Source organism: Luteimonas sp. MC1782 (assembly GCF_014164605.1).
Taxonomy (GTDB): Bacteria; Pseudomonadota; Gammaproteobacteria; order Xanthomonadales; family Xanthomonadaceae; genus Luteimonas.
Map to the genome: position 1 here is coordinate 204,853 of NZ_JACJFT010000002.1, position 13,876 is coordinate 218,728.

At 71.2% G+C, this 13,876-nt stretch carries 8 protein-coding genes and 1 pseudogene; 6 read left to right on the forward strand and 3 right to left on the reverse strand.

Annotated elements, in window-relative coordinates; genetic code table 11:
* The first annotated feature begins 147 nt into the window (after positions 1–147).
* The 4 genes from H5368_RS10400 to H5368_RS10415 all read left to right on the forward strand — a co-directional run bounded on the left by H5368_RS10400 (position 148) and on the right by H5368_RS10415 (position 6,257).
* Entirely contained in the window at positions 148–1,557 is a 1,410-nt protein-coding gene (locus tag H5368_RS10400) for a cytochrome ubiquinol oxidase subunit I (RefSeq protein ID WP_182824317.1), read from the forward strand.
* Entirely contained in the window at positions 1,554–2,567 is a 1,014-nt protein-coding gene (cydB, locus tag H5368_RS10405; RefSeq protein WP_182824319.1) for a cytochrome d ubiquinol oxidase subunit II, read from the forward strand. Before H5368_RS10400 ends, cydB begins: the two co-directional genes overlap by 4 nt.
* Before the next feature lie 137 nt (positions 2,568–2,704).
* Complete coding sequence (locus tag H5368_RS10410; protein WP_182824321.1) at positions 2,705–2,977, forward strand: YcgL domain-containing protein; 273 nt, start codon at positions 2,705–2,707, stop codon at positions 2,975–2,977.
* Positions 2,970–6,257: an ankyrin repeat domain-containing protein gene (locus H5368_RS10415; RefSeq protein ID WP_182824323.1), complete on the forward strand. Its 3,288-nt coding sequence runs from the start codon at positions 2,970–2,972 to the stop codon at positions 6,255–6,257. Before H5368_RS10410 ends, H5368_RS10415 begins: the two co-directional genes overlap by 8 nt.
* 30 nt (positions 6,258–6,287) lie before the next feature.
* On the opposite strand, the gene H5368_RS10420 is transcribed toward H5368_RS10415, so the two are convergent.
* Positions 6,288–8,357, reverse strand: coding sequence for a PQQ-dependent sugar dehydrogenase (locus H5368_RS10420; protein ID WP_182824325.1), 2,070 nt, complete (start codon positions 8,355–8,357; stop codon positions 6,288–6,290).
* Positions 8,358–8,508: 151 nt separating this feature from the next.
* Here H5368_RS10420 and H5368_RS10425 point away from each other — a divergent pair, with 151 nt between their 5' ends.
* A complete protein-coding gene (locus H5368_RS10425; protein ID WP_182824327.1) occupies positions 8,509–9,354 on the forward strand; it encodes a hypothetical protein in 846 nt (281 codons plus the stop codon).
* A gap of 111 nt (positions 9,355–9,465) precedes the next feature.
* On the opposite strand, the pseudogene rho reads toward H5368_RS10425, so the two are convergent.
* Both rho and trxA read right to left on the reverse strand, forming a co-directional pair.
* Positions 9,466–11,061: pseudogene (rho, locus tag H5368_RS10430) on the reverse strand (transcription termination factor Rho); the annotation flags it as partial.
* 361 nt (positions 11,062–11,422) lie between these two features.
* Positions 11,423–11,749: a thioredoxin gene (trxA, locus tag H5368_RS10435; RefSeq protein WP_182824331.1), complete on the reverse strand. Its 327-nt coding sequence runs from the start codon at positions 11,747–11,749 to the stop codon at positions 11,423–11,425.
* A gap of 200 nt (positions 11,750–11,949) precedes the next feature.
* Between trxA and rhlB the strand changes: the two genes are divergently transcribed.
* On the forward strand, positions 11,950–13,785 hold the full coding sequence (gene rhlB, locus H5368_RS10440; RefSeq protein ID WP_182824333.1) for an ATP-dependent RNA helicase RhlB: 1,836 nt from the start codon (positions 11,950–11,952) through the stop codon (positions 13,783–13,785).
* The last annotated feature ends 91 nt before the right edge of the window (positions 13,786–13,876 follow it).

Genomic DNA, 13,876 nt, shown 5'->3' on the forward strand with positions numbered 1-13,876 from the left:
AACGGTGACGCGCCAGCGTATCAGCCAGCCGCGCCATGCCTGAGGGCCGGTGGTCATGGTGGTGTTCACATGGCCTGAACCGCGCTCGCGCCGGTTCGGCGCACAATCGGCGGCGGCGATGCGCCCGTCCGCATCGCGGAGAACGGCGTGGAGGCCCTGCTGCTGTCGCGGATCCAGTTCGGCTTCGTGATCTCGTTCCACATCCTGTTCCCGGCCTTCACCATCGGCCTGGCGCACTGGTTGGCGTTTCTCGAGTGGCGCTGGCTGCGCACCCGCGACACGATGTGGCGCGACCTGTACTTCTTCTGGCTCAGGATCTTCGCGATCTCGTTCGGGATGGGCGTGGTCAGCGGCATCGTGATGAGCTTCCAGTTCGGCACCAACTGGGCCGTGCTCTCCGAGCGCGCCGGCGCCATTCTCGGTCCGCTGTTGGCCTACGAGGTGCTGACGGCGTTTTTCCTCGAGGCCAGCTTCCTCGGCGTGATGCTGTTCGGCTGGAAGCGGGTGTCACCCAGGCTGCATTTCTTCGCGACCTGCATGGTGGCGCTGGGCACGCTGTTCTCGACCTTCTGGATCCTTGCCGCCAACAGCTGGATGCAGACGCCGCAGGGCCACGAGATCGTCGACGGCATGTTCCAGCCGGTCGACTGGCTGGCAATCATCTTCAACCCCTCGTTTCCGTACCGGCTGGCGCACATGGTGCTGGCGGCGTTCATCACCACGTGCTTCGTGATCGGCGGGGTGAGCGCCTGGTACCTGCGGCGCGGCGTGCATGAGGCGGAAGGACGGCGCATGCTGATATTGGCGGTGGCGTTCGCCGCGATCGCGCTGCCGCTGCAGGTGCTGGTCGGCGACCTGCACGGGCTCAATGTCGGCGAGCACCAGCCGGTGAAGCTGGCGGCGATGGAGGGCCACTGGGAGGCGGGCGAGCCCGGCGCGGGCGTGCCGCTGGTGCTGTTCGCATGGCCCGATGCCGCCGCGGAGCGCAACCGTTACGAGCTTGCGGTGCCACGGCTGGGCAGCCTGATCCTGACCCACAGCTGGGACGGCGAGATCCAGCCCTTGAAGGCGGTGCCGGCCAGCGAACGGCCACCGGTGCTGCCGGTGTTCTGGGGCTTCCGGATCATGGTCGGGCTGGGCCTCGCGATGCTGGCGCTTGCGCTGGCCTCGGCGTTCGCCTGCTGGCGCGGGCGCCTGTTCGCCTCGCGCTGGCTGCTCGACGGCTGGCGGCTGCTCAGCCCGGCCGGTTTCATCGCCCTGCTTGCGGGCTGGTACGTGGTGGAGATCGGCCGCCAGCCGTACGTGATCTACGGCCTGCTGCGCACCAGCGAGGCGATCAGCCCCAACATCGAGGCGGCGGCGGTGATGGCATCGCTGGCGACGTACGCCGTCGCGTACGCGGTGATCTTCGGCGCCGGCATCTGGTACCTGCTGGGCCTGGTGCGCAAGGGGCCGCAGCCGTTCGAGGACGCGCCCGATACCGAAGGTGGCGACAAGACACCGGCGCGGCCGCTGTCGGTCGGCGACGACGACGATGCCGCGAAGGTGGGGCCATGAGCATGGAGACCTGGCTGCCGGTGGTCTGGTTCGGCGTGATCGGCTTCGGCGTGCTGATGTACGTGCTGCTCGACGGCTTCGTGCTGGGCCTTGGCATCCTCGCGCCGTTCGCCGAGGACAGCGACCAGCTCGACCACATGATGAACACCGCGGCGCCGATCTGGGACGGCAACGAGACCTGGCTGGTGCTCGGCGGCACCGCGCTGCTGGCGGCGTTCCCGAAGGCCTACGCGGTGGTGCTGTCGGCGCTGTACGTGCCGGTGCTGCTGATGCTGATCGCGCTGATCTTCCGCGGCGTGGCGTTCGAGTTCCGCTTCAAGGCGCGGCGCGCGAAGCGCTTCTGGGGCGGCGCGTTCGCCGTCGGCTCGATGGTGGCGGCGTTCTCGCAGGGCGTGATCCTCGGCGCGCTGGTCGAAGGCATGCCGCTGGAGGCGGGCAAGTACGTCGGCGGCATCTTCGACTGGTTCAGCCCGTTCTCGATGCTGACCGGCGCCGCGGTGCTGTTCGGCTACGCGCTGCTCGGCGCGTGCTGGCTGGTCCTCAAGACCGCCGGGCGGCTGCAGCTGGTGGCGCGTACGCTGGCGCGGCCGCTGGTGCTGGTGGTCGCGGTGTTCATGGGCCTGGTGAGCGCCTGGCTGCCGTTCCTGGATTCGCAGGTGATGGCGCGCTGGTTCGCCGACGGCAACTTCTGGTGGCTGGCGCCGGTGCCGCTGCTGGCGCTGGCCAACGTGTTCGCGCTGTGGCGCGCAACGATGCACGAGGGGCGCGATGTGCGGCCGTTCCTGCTGACGCTGAGCTTCTTCCTGCTGGGCTTCATCGGCCTGGTGCTGGGCATCTGGCCGAACATCGTGCCGCCGTCGCTGAGCATCTGGGAGGCCGCATCGCCGCCGTCGTCACAGCTGTTCGTGCTCGGCGGGCTGGTGGTGCTGCTGCCGGTGATCCTCGGCTACACGGCGTGGTCGTATTCGGTGTTCCGCGGCAAGATCGAGGCCGACGCCGGCTACCACTGAACCTGCGCCGTCGCCGGGCACTCCGGTTCCCGGCTGCGGCGGGCTTCGCGGCACGGTTGCTTTATGCTGCAGGCTTCCGCCCCGGTGCGTCGATGCGCGATCTCCGCCGTCGGCACCAACCGACCGCAGACCCGTCGATGCACGCCTACGTCTACAAGAGCCTTCGCAAGGCCGACACCTATGTCTATCTCGCCGAGCGGGAGGAGTTCGAACGCCTCCCCGAATCGCTGCGCGCCGAACTGGGCGAGCTGCAGTTCGTCCTCGAGGTGGCGCTCGAACCCGGGCGCAGGCTTGCGATCGAGGACGCCGCGGTGGTCCGCGGCAACCTGGCCCTGCGTGGTTTCCACCTGCAGATGCCGCCGCGCGCCGCGCTGGATCCGATGACCGAGGATTGGGGCACCGATGCCTGAGTCGCCGCGCCCGCTGCCGCGCGCCGGCCTGCTGCTCGCCGCCGGCCTCCTGTCCACCGCCGCCACGGCGGTCGCGGCGATTGCCGTGCCCGCTGCGTGGCTGGCTCAGCCGCTGCTCGCGCTGGGCGTGCGCCAGTGGCGCGGCGCGCACGCGGCGCTGGATCCGGCCGCCCTACGCCGTGACCTGCTCGCCCTGTTGCTGCTCTGGGCGCTGGCCTCCGGCGCCACCGCGCTGCTGGTCGGCTGGCCGTTGTCGGCGCTGCTGGCCAGTGGCGGCGCGTCGCTGGGCGCCGCGCTGGCACTGAGCGCGACGGCGGGCCTCGGGGTCATCGCGCTGTGGCGGCTGTGGCCGCTGTGGCATGCCGCCGAACGCGACGGCGGCGGCACGCTCGCCGCGCACTGGCGCACGCTGGACGACCGCGACGGCTCGAGCTGGCGCGGACTGCGGGTGGCGCTGGCGATCGCCGCCATCCTCGCCATCGGCCTGGCCCTGGGCTGGCCGGGCCTGGTGGCCGGCAACGCACGCTGGCTGCTGGCCGCGCTGGCCGCCGTGGCCTGGCCGGCGCTGCACTGGGCGCTGCAGCGCGCGGCCGCCCCGGACACGGTCGCGCTGGACGTGGTGGACATGCCCGAGCCGCATGGCACGGCCGTCGACCTTGATGACGGCGCGGATGATCCGGTGGCCGCGCTGTATGCCGCGGCCCGCAGCGGCCGCGTCGAGCGTGCGCTGGCGCTGCTCGAAGCCGGCTGCGATCCACGCGCGCTGCCGCCGGCCGACGAGCGCGACCAGCGCTCGCTGCCAGTGCTCGCCGCCGTGCTGCCCGACCTGCGCCTGCTGCGCGCGCTGATCGCCGGCGGCGTGGAACTCAACGCCGCACACGCCGGCGTGACTCCTCTGCTCGCGGCAACCCGCGACAGTTGGCACGGCCGGCCCGACGCGGTGACGACCCTGCTGGCCAACGGCGCCGATCCCCGCGCCGTCGACCGCGACGGCAACACCCCGCTGCACCATGCCGCGCGCAGTTCCGATCCGGGCGTGGCCGCGCTGCTGCGTGACGCCGCCGCCGAAGTCGACGTGCTCAACAACGACGGCGTCACTCCGCTTGGCATCGCCTGCGCCAGCGGCAACTGGCGCCTGGCGCGCTTCCTGCTCGAGCGTGGCGCCAGGCCCGAGCCGGCCGGGGGCACTCCGGCGCTGCTCGCCGCCGCCGGTGGCGAGGACGACGACGTCGCCGGCGTCACCCTGCTGCTCAAGCACAAGGCCAAGGTGGACGCGCGCGATGCCGGTGGCCGGAGCGCGCTGCACGAGGCCGCGCTCGCCGGACACGCCGATATCGTCGCCGCGCTGCTCGAGGCCCACGCCAGCATCGACGCCCGTGATGGCGAAGGCCGTACGCCACTGCTCGACGCCGCGCGCGGCGGCGGCAGCGCCGCCTTCGAACTGCTGGCCACGCGCGGGGACGTGCACGCCATAGACGGCGCGGGACGCAACGCACTGCATCTGGCCTGCCTCGCCGAAACGGCGTCGCCGGCGCTGGTGAAGCGGCTGCTGGACCTCGGCGTGGCCACCGACGTCGTCGACGGCGGCGGCAAGCGCGCCATCGACCACGCCGCGGCCGCCGGCCGCTGGGCGCTGGTGGCGGCGGTGGATCCCGCGCACCCGCTGCCGGCCAGCGTGTTCGGCGATGATCCCGACGATCCCGCAGCGCCCGTCGACCGCGCTCCGCGCGTGGTGCTGCGCGGCCAGTTGCGCGAAGCGCGCTACGACCAGCTTGAGCCGCTGTTGCAGTTGGTCACCCCGGCGGAGCTCGGCGAGCTGCTCGTGGACGACGACGCCCCGCTTTCGGTGGAACGCATCGACTGGCTGCTGGCGCATGGCGCCGACCCCGATGTGCGCGTGGACGGCGGCGACACCGTGGCGATGCGCCTGCTGGCGCGCGGTCCCGACGCACTGCCGGCGCTGCAGGCCCTGCTGCGCGGCGGCACCTCGGTGGCGGGCGCCGGTGGCCTGGCGCGATTCCTTGGCGCGTGCGCGCGCAGCGACCAGGCCGGCCGCGGCCTGGAGCAGTTCGCGCTGGAACTCGTCGACCAGGGCGTCGACGTGTTCGCGCCGTCGCCCGAGGGCGACCATGCCCCGGCGCTCGCGGTGCGCCTGGGGTGGATGCGCATGCTGGAGCGCCTGGTCACCGCCGGCATCGACCTCGACCTGCGCGACGCGCATGGGATGACCGCGTTGCACATCGCCGCCGCGCTGGCGCGCGAGCCGGCGCTGAAGCTGCTGGTGAAGGGCGGGGCCTCGCCTGAAATCCGCGCCGCCGACGGGCAGACGCCGCTCGGTGTCGCGCTGTCGGCGGGCCGGCGCGATCTCGCCGACTGGCTCGACTGGCGCGGCTGGCCGCTGCCCGGCCGCCCGCTGCGCGCCGGCGACCTCCCGGCGGCCGCCATGGTCGGCGACCACGACGCGGTGCGCCGCCTGCTCGACCTCGGCTTCGCGGTCGACACCGCCGACGCGCAGGGCTGCACCGCGCTGCTGCGGGCCGCCGGCGGCGGCCACGCCGCCACCCTAGAACTGCTGCTGCAACGCGGCGCCGACCCGCAGCGCGCGGCGCACACCGGCGCCACGCCGCTGTCGGCCGCGGTCAGCATGCGCCACGCCGAGATCGTCGAACGCCTGCTCGACGCCCGGGTCAGCCTCGAGCAGCGCCTGCCTGGCGAGGTCACCGTGCTGATGCTGGCCTCGGCGCTGGGCCTGCCAGACATCTGTGCACGCCTGTTGTCGGCCGGAGCCAACGTCCAGGCGTCCGACGCGCAGGGACTCACGCCGCTGCACTGCGCGGCGCTGTTCGGGTTCACCGCCCGCGACCGGCCGCGGCTCCTGGCGCTGCTCGACACCCTGCTGCTGGCCGGCGCCGAACCCGGTGCGCGCGCCGCGGGTGGCGTGACGCCACTGCTGCTGCTGCTCGGTGCCCGCGCCGAGCCCGGGACCGCCTGCGACGAGGACGTGGTGCTGCCCGCCGTCGACCGCCTGCTCGATGAAGATGCCGAACTGGATGCCCAGGACCCGCGTGGCTTCGGGCCGCTGCACCTGGCCGCGCTGCACGGGCTGTTGCGCATGGCCCACCACCTGCTGCGCGCCGGCTGCGATCCCGACCTGCGCGATGCCCTCAACCGCACGCCGCGCGAGATCGCGGTGATGCGGGGTTTCGTGGACGTGGCCGCGGAGTTCGCGCCACCGACCACCGGTGTGTCGATGGCGCGGTTCCTGCGGGAGCCGCGCTGATCCAGCCGGCTCCCGCGTCGTGCGCCGTGCTCAGCGCGCGGCGCGTGCCGGGGCCGGCGCGAAGAACCAGACCTGGTGGTCGCTGCCGTCGCAGGTGTACATCTGCACGCGGCGGCGCACCTTGCGCGACTGGTCCATGCACAGGCCGCCGATGCCGCGCAGCTCGTTGGCGGCGGTCGTGGCGAAGCGCTGCGCCGGCTGGCCGTTGCAGGCACTGAGTCGCAGCTGCACCGCGCCCGGCCGCGTGTCGCCGTTGGGCACGTCCACGCAGCCGCCGGTGGCCGGGTTGAGCAGCGAGCCGTCGGCGCGCAGCACCCAGCGCTGCGCCGCGCTGCCGTTGCAGGGCCAGGCGGCCAGCTTCGTGCCGCCGGCGAGGCTGGTGCCGGGTGCGTGCAGGCACTGGCTGGACAGCGTGGTGACCTGCGACGGCGGCGTGTCGCCCGCGCCCACGATGCGGTAGACCGTGCCGGTGAGGCTGGCGACGTACAGCTCGCCGAACACGTCCTCGCCGAACGCCACAGGCTGCCCCACCGCGCCCGCCGGGATCGGGCTCTCCACCACCGGCTGGCCGTTGGCGAATGTCACGGTGCGGATCGCGGTGTTGCAGTAGTCGGTGAAGAAATAGCGCCCGGCGAGCGCCGGCGATGCGCCGCCGCGATACACGCGCCCGCCGGTGATCGAGCAGTTGCCGGCCGAGTGCGAGGTGGTGACCAGCGGCGTGAAGTAGGCGCCGGTGCATCCGGCGGTGTTGTAGGGCTGGTCGCCCTCGTAGCAGCGCCAGCCGAAGTTCAGCCCGGCGGCGGTGTCGGCCGGCACGAAGTTGATCTCCTCGCGCGCACTCTGGCCGACGTCGGCGATCCACAGGTTGCCGGTGACCGCGTCGAAGGCGATGCGCCAGGGGTTGCGCAGGCCGAGGGCGAAGATCTCGTCGCAGCCCGCGCCACCGTCGCCATCGGTGTACGCGTTACCCGGCGGGATGCCGTAGTGGTTGCCCGCCACCAGGTTGCAGTCGGGTGTGCCGCCGCCGCCGTCCACGTCGATGCGCAGCAGCTTGCCGAGCGGCCGCCCGGGATTCTGCGCGTTGTTCTGCGGGTCGCCGCCGCTGCCACCGTCGCCGGACGCGATGTACAGGTAGCCGTCGGGTCCGAACTGCAGGTCGCCGCCGTTGTGGTTGCTGTACGGCTGCTCGAACTCCATCAGCACCAGTTCGGAGGCGGGGTCGGCGACGTTGCCATTGGCGCCCACCGTGAAACGCGAGATGCGCGTGCGGTCCAGCGTGCCGGTGGGCGGGTCGAAGATGTAGTTGACGTAGAACCAGCCGTTGCTGGCGTAGTCGGGATGGAAGGCGAGGCCGAGCAGGCCCTGCTCGTTGCCGGCATCGTCGACGCGCGCGGTGATGTCGAGGAACGGCGTGGGCAGCAGCACGCCGTTGTCGATCACGCGGATGCGGCCCGGCTGCTCGGCCACGAACAGCCGCGCGTCGCCGGCATGGGTGATCACCACCGGCTGCGAGAGGCCGGTGGCGAAGATCGCGAGCGAGGCCTGGGCCGGCGGCGGCGGTTGCGGCGGCGGTGGCTCGGCGCTGCCGTTCTGCACCGTGACGCTGAACTGCCGGGTGCCGATGCCGTCGCCGAGCAGGTTCAACTGGCCGTTGCTCGAGTTGCCGGCGGCGTACAGGGTGACCGGGCCGTTCCAGGCCGGCGCCCGCCAGCGGAAGCTGAAGCTGACCGCGCCCGCGCTGAACGCCTTGGGCTGGGTGTGCGAAAGTTCGGCGCCAACCACGTGCACGTCGCTGCCGACCGCCTCGAAGCTGCCGGCGGCGCCCGTGGACGACACGCCGACGCCGCCGGTGACACCCGGGCCGCCGGCGATCGTCACCGTGTACTCGGCGACCGTGTTGGCATCCAGGGTCTGCGGGCCGCTGACCGTCACCGTGGGCGTCGCCGCGGCGGGCGCGTGGCATGCGGTGCAGGTGGCGCCGTTGTTGGTGCCGGGGTTGCCGGAGAAACCGTCGCGGCCGAAGCGGCTGGCGTCGGCGGTGCCGGCCCAGGCAAGCAGGACGGCGGCGAGGATGGATGCGCGGAACAGTCCCTGGGACATGCGGTACCCCGATGGTCGATCCCCTGTGTGGCCGAGTATCGCGCATCGGGGCGGACATCCGTCAACGTGCCCGGGGCCGATTGGCGCGCTCCACCGGCAGGCGATACTCTCGGCGCCAAGCCGGGCGTCGCCCGCCCGTGCAAGGTAAGCCGTGATCAAGCAATGGATGGCGTTGGGCGTGTGGTTGGCGTTGCTGGTGCTGGCGTCGAATGCGCCTGCGCAGACACGTGCCGCGATGCTGAAACAGGCGGAGGCCTCGATGCTGCTCACCGGTCGCATCGACGTGGCCGTGGATGGCACCGTCACGGCCTATTCGATCGACCGACAGTACGAGGTGCCGGAAGCCGTTCGCACTCATGTCGCCCGCAACGTCCCGCGTTGGCAGGTCCAACCGGCGACAAGCGACGGCGTCCCGATCGCCTCCTCGACGCGCTTCAGCATGCGGCTGGTCACTCGCCGTCACGATGGCGGGAACTACAAGATCAACATCGTCGGCGTTCATATCGACGACGAGCTGCCGTCAGGCGAACGCTTGACTGCGCCCAACATGGCGCCCCCGGTTTATCCGAGGCAGATCCTCGAGCTCGGCGGCACGGGTGTCGTCTACGTGCTGGCGAAAGTCGGCCTGGACGGACGGGTCGTGGACACGCATGTCGAGAGATTCAACCTGACGGTGCTCGCCAGGGGGCCGCTGGCGGGCCGCATCCGCGACGCGCTGTCGAAGGCCGCGTTGACGGCCGTGTCCGGTTGGTCGTTCCGCTTGCCTGAAGGCGCTTCGGAGGCGGGTCGCGACTACGTCGTGATCCGCATGCCCATCGAGTTCACGACCGGCGGGGAGCATGGCTACGGAGCATGGAAGGCCTACATTCCGGGCGAACACAGCCGGCCGGCGTGGGCGTACGGTGACGACGGCAACGATGCGCTCGCGCCGCAGCGCGCGACCTTGGCCGGCAGTGGGCTGCGCCTGGCATCCGCGCTGGAGCCCGAGGGCAGCTGAGTAGGCAGGACCTGCGGGGAAGGCATGTGTCCGGCCCGCGACGGCAGCGCAACCCGCAACGAAAAGGCCCCGCCATTGGCGGGGCCTTCCTCGGATTGCGTGGCGCGGGCCTCAGCGCTTCATCGAAGAGAAGAACTCGTCGTTGGACTTGGTGGTCTTCATCTTGTCGAGCAGGAACTCCATGGCCGCGATCTCGTCCATCGGGTGCAGCAGCTTGCGCAGGATCCAGATCTTCTGCAGCAGCTCCGGCTCGATGAGGTAGTCCTCGCGACGCGTGCCCGACTGGTTGACGTTGATCGCCGGGTACACGCGCTTCTCGGTGATGCGGCGGTCCAGGTGCACTTCGGAGTTGCCGGTGCCCTTGAACTCCTCGTAGATGACCTTGTCCATCGCGCTGCCGGTGTCGACGAGCGCGGTGGCGATGATGGTCAGCGAGCCGCCTTCCTCGACGTTGCGCGCGGCGCCGAAGAAGCGCTTGGGGCGGTGCAGCGCGTTGGCGTCGACACCACCGGTCAGCACCTTGCCGGAGCTCGGCACCACGTTGTTGTACGCACGCGCCAAGCGGGTGATCGAGTCGAGCAGGATCACCACGTCCTTCTTGTGCTCGACCAGGCGCTTGGCGCGCTCGATCACCATCTCGGCGACCTGCACGTGGCGCGCGGCCGGCTCGTCGAAGGTCGAGCTGATCACTTCGCCGCGCACGCTGCGCTGCATCTCGGTCACTTCCTCGGGCCGCTCGTCGATGAGCAGCACGATCATGTGCACGTCCGGATGGTTGTAGGTGATCGCGCTGGCGATCTGCTGCATCATCATCGTCTTGCCGGCCTTCGGCGGCGACACGATCAGCGCGCGCTGGCCCTTGCCCTGTGGGGCCATCAGGTCGAGGATGCGGCCGGCGATGTCCTCGCTGCTGCCATCGCCGCGCTCGAGCTTGAACTTCTTGCGCGGGAACAGCGGCGTCAGGTTCTCGAACAGCACCTTGTTCTTCGACGCTTCCAGCGGCTCGCCGTTGATGGTGTCGACCACGTTCAGCGCGAAGTAGCGCTCGCCGTCCTTGGGCCAGCGGATGCGGCCACTCAGGTGGTCACCGGTGCGCAGGTTGAAGCGGCGGATCTGGCTGGGCGAGATGTAGGTGTCGTCCGGGCCGGCCAGGTAGCTGGCTTCGGCCGCGCGCAGGAAGCCGAAGCCGTCGGGCAGGATTTCCAGTACGCCGTCGGCGACGACGCCTTCGCCGTGGCGGGTCAGCACCTTCAGCAGGTTGAAGATCACATCCTGCTTGCGCGCGCGCGCCACGCCTTCGGAGATGTTCAGCTGCTCGGCGATGTCGAGCAGCTTCTGCGCCGGCATGCGCTTGAGGTCGGAGAGCGAGTACTGCGGGAAGCCTTCCGGGATGTTTGGCGGCGGCAGGCGGTTGGCCTGGTCGTTGCCGTTGTCCTGGGGCAGGCCGTCGTCGCGCTGGCGCGGACGGTCGCGGCGGTTGCGGTTGCGGTCGCGGCGGTTGCCCTGGCCCTGGCCCTGGCCTTGGCCATGCTGGCGGTTGCCACCGTCCTGGCCCTGGTCGTCGTCGTCATGGCCGCCCTGACCCTGGCCGCCCTGGTTCTGGCCCTGGTTCTGGTTCTGGTTCTGGTTCTGCCCCTGGCCCTGGTTCTGGTTCTGGCCCTGGTTCTGCCCGCCTTGCCGTCCCTGGCCACCATCGGCGCTGGCAGGCTGCGGAGATGCGGGTGCGGGCGCCTGCGGCGGCATCGGCAGCGACGGCTGGCTGACGCCGACGGCCTGCGGCGGCGCCTCGGCGCGCGGTGCAGCCTGCGTCGCGGAGGTATCGGAAGAGGGGGAGTCGCCGGCCGTGGCCTTGGCGACGCGCGGCTTGCGCACGCGCTTCACGGCGCTGTCGCCGGAATCGGATGGAATGTCGGACAAGTGGGAATCCTCGCTTGCTGCGAGCGCGCCCGGGACGGGCGGCGTGAGTTGATGAGATGGGTCTTGCAGATGGGTGCGGCGCCTGTCTCGCGCCGGTGCGTTACCGAAACTAGCACCCCCGCGCCACGACGGCAAGCGGGGGTGCGGTGCCTCAGAGGGCCTTTTCGATCATCTGCGCAAGTTGCGGCTTGCCGACCGCGCCGATCTGGGTGTCCTGCACCTGGCCACCCTTGAACAGCAGCAGCATGGGGATGGACCGCACGTGGTACTTCATCGCCGTGGCACGGTTCTGGTCGATGTCGATCTTCACGACCTTCGCCCGGCCCGCATAGGTGTCGGCCAGCTCGTCGAGGGCCGGGGCGATCATCTTGCATGGGCCGCACCAGGGCGCCCAGAAGTCGACCAGCACCGGCTCGTCGGAGGCGAGGACGGTGGCGTCGAAATCGGCGTCGCTGGCATGGATGACGTGGTCGCTCACTGCTTTCTCCTGCATGGGGGGTGGCCGCGGGCCGGCCGGATCACGGCGATGGCGGCGGCGTTTGTGGTGCTAGACTGGGGCGATCCGCGGCCAGAACAAGGGCCGCCCCGGGGCCGGGTACCCGCTCCGGTTCATCGAGGGCAGTCTGCTTGGCTGCCGCCTTCCACGCAAGCGCGCGCGCCGCGCAGACTCCCTGACGAATGTCCGACAAGCCACTTACCGACCTCACCTTCTCCTCCTTCGACCTGCACCCGTCGCTGCTTGCCGGCCTCGAGACCGCGGGCTTCACGCGCCTCACGCCCATCCAGGCGCTGACCCTTCCGGTCGCGCTGCCCGGGGGTGATGTCGCCGGCCAGGCCCAGACCGGCACGGGCAAGACCCTGGCGTTCCTGGTGGCGGTGATGAACCGGCTGCTGACGCGACCGGCGCTTGCCGACCGCAAGCCTGAAGACCCGCGCGCGCTGATCCTGGCGCCGACCCGCGAGCTGGCCATCCAGATCCACAAGGACGCGCTGAAGTTCGGTCCCGAGATGGGGCTGAAGTTCGCACTGGTCTACGGCGGCGTCGACTACGACAAGCAGCGCCAGATCCTGCAGGAAGGCGTGGACGTCATCATCGCCACCCCGGGCCGGCTGATCGACTACGTCAAGCAGCACAAGGTGGTGTCGCTGCACGCCTGCGAGGTCTGCGTGCTCGACGAGGCCGACCGCATGTTCGACCTCGGCTTCATCAAGGACATCCGCTTCCTGCTGCGCCGCATGCCCGTGCGCACCGAGCGCCAGACCCTGCTGTTCTCGGCCACGCTGAGCCATCGCGTGCTGGAGCTGGCCTACGAACACATGAACGAGCCGCAGAAGCTGGTCGTGGAGTCGGAGTTCATCACCGCCGCGCAGGTGCGCCAGAAGCTCTACTACCCGTCCGACGAAGAGAAGCTGCCGCTGCTGCTGGGCCTGCTGTCGCGTTCGGAAGGCGCGCGCACCCTGGTGTTCGTGAACACCAAGGCGTTCGTGGAACGCGTCGCGCGCGCGCTGGAGCGCGCCGGCTACCGCGTCGGCGTGCTGTCGGGCGACGTGCCGCAGAAGAAGCGCGAGAGCCTGCTGAAGAAGTTCCAGGGCGGCCAGCTCGAGATCCTGGTCGCCACCGATGTCGCCGCCCGCGGCCTGCACATCGATGGCGTGAAGTACGTCTACAACTACGACCTGCCGTTCGACGCCGAGGACTACGTGCACCGCATCGGCCGCACCGCGCGCCTGGGCGAGGAGGGCGATGCGATCAGCTTCGCCTGCGAGCGCTATGCGATCGGCCTGCCGGACATCGAGGCCTTCATCGAGCAGAAGATCCCGTCGGAACCGGTGACCGTCGAGCTGATGACGCCGGTGCCGCGCAAGCCGCGCGAAGGCGTGGAGCTCGAGCCCGAAGAAGGCGAGAGCGTCAGCGAGATCTTCCGCGAAGCGCGCGAGCAGCGCGCCGCCGAGGATGCGCGACGTGGCGGAGGCCGCAGCGGCGGGCCCGGCGCCGGTGGCCCCGGTCGTGGCCGTGCCGGCCCGCGTGCCGACGGCGAGCGCGGCCCGCGTCCGCCGCGTCCGCCGCGCGCAGCACCTGCAGTACCCGCCGCGACGACCATGGAGGCGTCTGCGATTGGCTCGCCTGATGTCGTCGCAGCCGCGCCCGCCGCAGCCGCGCCCGCCGCGACAGGATCAGCCGCACCGGCCGTGGACGCGGCAGCGTCCGCGGCGCTGCCAGCCGCCGAGGGCGAGCGCGCGCCGCGCAAGCGTCGTCGCCGTCGTGGTGGCCGTCGTGTCGAAGGTGCCGAGGGCATCGAGGGCGTCGCCGGGCAGGGCGGCCAGGCGCAGGCCCAGCCGTCCACGCATGCCGGCGCGAAACCGTCGCAGCCGCGCGCGCCGCGCCCGAAACCGGAGTCGCCGTCACACACCGCGCGTCCGCAGTCGACCGCAGCGGAGCCTTCATCGCTGCTGGGCCGCATCGGCCTCGGGCTGAAGAAGCTGGTCACGCGCGCGCCGCGCTCGCAGCACTGAGTACCGCGATGCGGTCGGGAATGGATGCCCGCGCGCACGCGGGTGCTTTGCGGGTACGACAGCGGCCATAATCGCTGGGCACCTCTTCCCG